Source organism: Streptomyces sp. UH6 (genome assembly GCF_013421635.1).
GTDB lineage: Bacteria > Actinomycetota > Actinomycetes > Streptomycetales > Streptomycetaceae > Streptomyces > Streptomyces abyssomicinicus.
On the sequence record NZ_JACADT010000658.1, the window covers coordinates 1 to 3,247 of the forward strand.

Annotated in this window: 4 protein-coding genes; 1 reads left to right on the top strand and 3 read right to left on the bottom strand. The window is 74.0% G+C overall.

Going from position 1 to position 3,247, the window contains the following annotated elements; translation table 11 throughout:
- A partial coding sequence (locus HW445_RS33735; RefSeq protein WP_180222995.1) for a helix-turn-helix transcriptional regulator occupies positions 1-380 on the bottom strand: 380 nt, incomplete at its 3' end.
- A gap of 110 nt (positions 381-490) precedes the next feature.
- On the opposite strand from HW445_RS33735, the gene HW445_RS23790 reads away from it, so the two are divergent.
- A complete protein-coding gene (locus tag HW445_RS23790; RefSeq protein WP_180222992.1) occupies positions 491-1,264 on the top strand; it encodes a DUF4232 domain-containing protein in 774 nt (257 codons plus the stop codon).
- Positions 1,265-1,370: 106 nt separating this feature from the next.
- On the opposite strand, the gene HW445_RS23795 is transcribed toward HW445_RS23790, so the two are convergent.
- Both HW445_RS23795 and HW445_RS23800 read right to left on the bottom strand, forming a co-directional pair.
- Positions 1,371-2,477, bottom strand: a complete 1,107-nt coding sequence (locus HW445_RS23795; RefSeq protein WP_180222993.1) for a tyrosine-protein phosphatase — start codon at positions 2,475-2,477, stop codon at positions 1,371-1,373.
- Between the two features lie 105 nt (positions 2,478-2,582).
- Positions 2,583-3,247, bottom strand: a 665-nt coding sequence (locus tag HW445_RS23800; protein WP_218957329.1) for a hypothetical protein, incomplete at its 5' end; no start/stop codon positions are given.

The following is a 3,247-nucleotide window of genomic DNA, read 5'->3' on the forward strand; positions in this document are numbered from 1 at the left end:
GGCGGGGTGGGGCGCCGGCGGGCGGCGTCGGCGAGGACCCAGGCGCGGTGAAGAGTCACCAGCTCCTCCGTGGACGCCCCGCACACCCGGGCGAACCGCTCCACCGGGGCGTACTCCGTCGGCACCGCGTCCCCGTTGCAGTACCGGTGCAGCGTCGACGTGCTCATGTGGAGCCGCTTGGCGAGCACCCCGTAGCTGCGCCCCGAACGGTCCTTCAACTCCCTCAGCCGCCGCGCGAACCCGGCGGTGTCCTCAGCCCCCGTCACTGTCCCTCTCCCCCTCGTCCTCCGGTCGGAACGTCCCGTCCCGGCATTCCAGGAGGTGACGTTTTCACTGGTCAGGGCGTTAGGAACGTTCCAGCGTCCCGAACACCCCGGCATCGTCGCCGCTGGGACGAAAACGCCCACAAGCTGAGGTCATCCAAGCACGCCGCTCCGGTCGACAGGTCGAGCGGCCTGCCGAACTCCACTCTCCTGAGAGGTATTTCGCCATGCGCGTTCTCGCTTCCCGCCGCCCCCGTGTCCGTCTCCTCGCCGCCGCGACCGTCGCGTTCGCCGCGTTCTCGCTGACCGCCTGCCAGGGCGACGCGGACGCCGACGTCACCGACTCCTCCCCGCAGGCGTCCGCCCCCGCCGCCGGTTCGGACGCCTCCGACGCCGGGAAGGGCGCGAAGCCGGCCGGCTCGGAGAAGTCGGACGACGCGGCCTCCGACGCGGAGAAGGGCACCGGCTCCTCCACCGGCTCCGGCGGGTCCCAGGGCACGGGCAAGGGCGGATCGGCCGGCACCTCGGGCTCGGACTCCGGTTCCGGTTCCGGCTCGGGCTCCGGCTCCGACGCGTCCCCGGTCCCGTGCACCGCGGCGAACACCAAGGTCCGCGTCACCGCCGTCTCCCGCCCGATCAACCACATCCTGGTCACCGCCACCAACACCGGCACCGTCCCGTGCTTCGCCTACCACGCGCCGTTCCTGCGGTTCGACGACGCCCAGGCGCCCGTCCCGGTGCTCCGCGACAGCCGGCCCCAGGCGGTCGTGACGATCGACCCGGGGAAGTCCGCCTACGCCGGGGTGATGACCGCCGCGGCCACCGGTGAGGGCGAGGGCGGCCGCACCGCCCAGAAGCTGACCGTCACCTACGCGGACCGCTCGGGCGCCGCGGCCGGCCGGGGCGCCACCGTGGCGCTGCCCTCGGGCGGCGTGTACGTCGACAGCACCCACACGGTCACCTACTGGCAGCAGGAGATGGACCTCGCGCTGGTCTGGTGACGGCGGAGGCATCCCGGCGACGGCCTCGGCGGTCGGGCCCCTCACCCGCGGGTCGGGTGGGGGGCCTCCCCATGTCCCGTCGCGAACCGCCGCGACTCCGGAGCGGTCAGCCGACGAGGAGCTGGGACCTCAGCTTCCTGAGGTCCTTGGCGTCCAGGCCGAGCGCCTTCTTCTCGTACCGGGTGAAGGACCCGTAGGCGTCCTCGACCTCCTCGAAACCGGAGTTGAGGTAGGAGGGGCGGACGTCCAGGAGCGGCTTGTAGACGGCGGCCTGCTGGGGCGGAAGGGCCGCGAGCGTCGCCGCGTTGGCCTCGGCGCGGTAGTGGTTGGACGCCAGGTAGTCCCGCATGACCGTCTCGCGGGGCACGCCGAGGGCGGTGAGCAGGACGGCGCTCGCCCAGCCGGTGCGGTCCTTGCCGGCCGTGCAGTGGTAGAGCGAGCCGTCCGCGTCGTCGGTGATCCCGTTCAGGACGGCGGTGTAGGCGGTCCGCGCGCTTTCGTCGCCGACCATGCCCTTCTCGCCGTCGATCATGAACTGCTCGGCCTGTTCGGGCGTGGTCGGCATCTCGAAGCCCTCCACTCCGCCGGCGGTGTCGCCCATGACGTCGGCCACGACGTACCGGACACCGTCGGGGAGACGGTCCGGGGCGGCCGTCCGTTCCGACGTGGTGCGCAGGTCGTAGTCGACGGATATGCCGAGCCTGGTCAGCTTGGCGAGATCGGCGTCGGTCAGGCGCTCCAGGGAGTCCGAGCGGTAGACGACGCCCATCTTCACCCAGTGCCCGTCCGCGGTGCGGTAGCCGCCCGCGTCACGGAAGTTGACGGTGCCTTCGAGCCGGACCAGCCGGTCGGCGAGGCGCAGGCGGTCGCCCTCGGACGGCACCAGGTCGAACCACTGCCGGTCGGCCGCGGGCAGACCGGTGACGGTCACGGAGCCGGTGGAGCCACCGCCGGCCACGGTGCGGCCGTTCGCGCGGACCGTGACGTGGCGGACGCCGGGGGCCTGCCAGGTGATCCGGTAGGAGCCGTCCTCCCGCGCGGTGACCTCAGCAGTGGTGAAGGGGATGCCGGTGGCGTCGTGCCGCTGGGCGGCCGAGGCGGCGGGAGCGGAGGGGGCGGCGGGGGCCGCGACGGCGGGGGAGGCGGTGCCGGCGAGCACGGCGATCGCCGTCAGGACGTATGCGGTGGACCTGACGTGGGGCGTGGAAGTCATGGCCCGGATCGTGCGCCGCGGAGGTGTGACGAGGGCGAACACCCGGCCAACCGGGGGCGACCGCGCGATGGCGTGATCCGTGGTGTCGTCGAGGTGCGGCGGCCGTCACGCGGTCTCCTGGCGCGGGGCGCGCACGCCGTGGCGGGCCAGCAGGGACGCCAGTCCGAGCAGGAGGAGGGCCAGGGAGAGCGTGATCCAGGGGGCGGGCTCGCCCTCGAGCTGGGGGGAGACGCGGCGGTGGACGTCGTAGGACACCCGCACCGTGTCCCCCGTGCCGATGTCCTCGCCCCCGCGCCCGGTGACGACCTTGCCGGGGTGGCCGCCGGGGCACTCCAGGGTGAGGCTGTGGCGGGAGGGGGCGGCGGGGCCGTCGCCCCACGACGGCTGCGCGTCCGCCGCCACGGTCAGGACCCGGCAGGTGGCCGTCTCCCCACGGGGGATGCTGTGCTGGGCCGCGGCGGCGGTGGCGAGGAGCGCGATCATGGTCAGCACGGAGCCGAAGAAGCGGCCCGTGCCGCCGACCAGGCTCCGGTAGAGGATCCAGGCGCCGAGCATCAGGACGCAGCCGCCCCCCACGCCCACGGCGAGGGGCAGCCCGCTCGCGCGGAAGAACCAGTAGGCCCAGCCGTGGACGGCGACGGCGGCGACCGGGGGAGTCGCGACGGCGACCCACCGCCGGATCGTCGTCGTGCGAGGCTCGGCGGTACGGGGTGTGGGCACGTCAGCCACCTCCGGGGTGTGGCGCGAGGTCCGCACGTTCGCACCGGAGG